1 protein-coding gene is annotated in these 1,294 nt (G+C 73.8%); it reads left to right on the top strand.

Annotation, left to right across the window (positions count from 1 at the left end):
• The coding region (locus VQ02_RS31690; RefSeq protein WP_157080893.1) for an adenine deaminase C-terminal domain-containing protein at nt 1-1,205 on the top strand (1,205 nt) is incomplete at its 5' end.
• Nucleotides 1,206-1,294: the final 89 nt, after the last annotated feature.

Raw genomic sequence — 1,294 nt, 5'->3', positions numbered from 1 at the left:
TCACGGTCTCGCCCGCCGCCTTCGACTACGCCCTCGCGGCGGCGGGCGAGACCGTGATGGACATCCGGGTCCAGCTCTCCTCCTGCGTGCCGGCCACCGACCTCGAGAGCGCAGGCGCCCGGATCGAAGCCGCCGACCTTCTGCCCTACCGCGACCATCCCAAAGCCCTCGGGCTCGCCGAGTTCATGAACTTTCCCGGCGTGGTCGCGGCCGATCCGGCCTGCCTCGCCAAGCTCGCGGCCTTCGCCGGGCGCCACGTCGACGGCCACGCGCCGCTGCTCTCAGGGGCCGCGCTCAACGCCTACGCGGCCGCCGGCATCCGCACCGACCACGAGGCGACCGGGGCCGCGGAGGCGCTGGAGAAGATCCGCAAGGGCATGACGGTGCTGATCCGCGAGGGATCGGTCTCGAAGGACCTGCACGCCCTGGCGCCGCTCCTGACCGAGCGGACGGCACCGTTCCTCGCCTTCTGCACCGACGACCGCAACCCCCTCGACATCGCCGAGGAGGGCCATCTCGATCACCTCATCCGCACGGCGATCGCCCTCGGCGTGCCGCCGCTCGCCGCCTACCGGGCCGCCTCGCTCAGCGCTGCCACCGCCTTCGGGCTGACCGACCGCGGCCTGATCGCCCCGGGCCGGCGGGCCGACATCGTGCTCCTCGACGACATCGAATCCTGCGCGGTCTCGGCCGTGCTCTCGGCGGGCCGCCTCGTCGATGAGGCGCTGTTCGCGGGCCGGCGGATCACGCCGGCCCCCGGCCGCGGCAGCGTGCGGGCCGAGCCGGTGGCACCGGAGGACCTGGCCGTGGCCGCGCCGACGGGCGAGACCTCGGTGATCGGCGTGGTGCCCGGGCGCATCATCACCGAACACCGGCGCCTGACGCTGGCCGCGGTGCCCGACCCGGCGCAGGACGTGGTGGCGGTCGCCGTGGTGGCGCGCCACGGCACGCGCAGCATCGGCCGCGGCCTGGTGCAGGGCTTCGGGCTCAGGTCGGGCGCCATCGCCTCCTCGGTCGGGCACGACAGCCACAACCTCTGCGTCGTCGGCGCCGACCCGGCCGCGATGGCGCGGGCGGTCCCGCCCGCGTTCTTAGCCCGCCGCGGCCCCGCTCGCCAGGGCATGAGCCGCCTCCATCGGAGTCATGTGCCGGTCGGGCAGGAGTTTTTCCCGGGTTTACGCCTTCACGACGGCCGCGACTGTTAGTCCATGGCGGTGCATGACGTTGCTGGTGTCGACGATGAGCCGGGCATGAGACGCCACGAGGGCATAGTCGCCACCGCCGTGGTCGGTGG

The organism is Methylobacterium variabile, assembly GCF_001043975.1.
Taxonomy (GTDB): Bacteria; Pseudomonadota; Alphaproteobacteria; order Rhizobiales; family Beijerinckiaceae; genus Methylobacterium; species Methylobacterium variabile.
The sequence above is the reverse complement of the archived record's forward strand: the minus strand, read 5'-3'. Positions and strand labels throughout refer to the sequence as shown.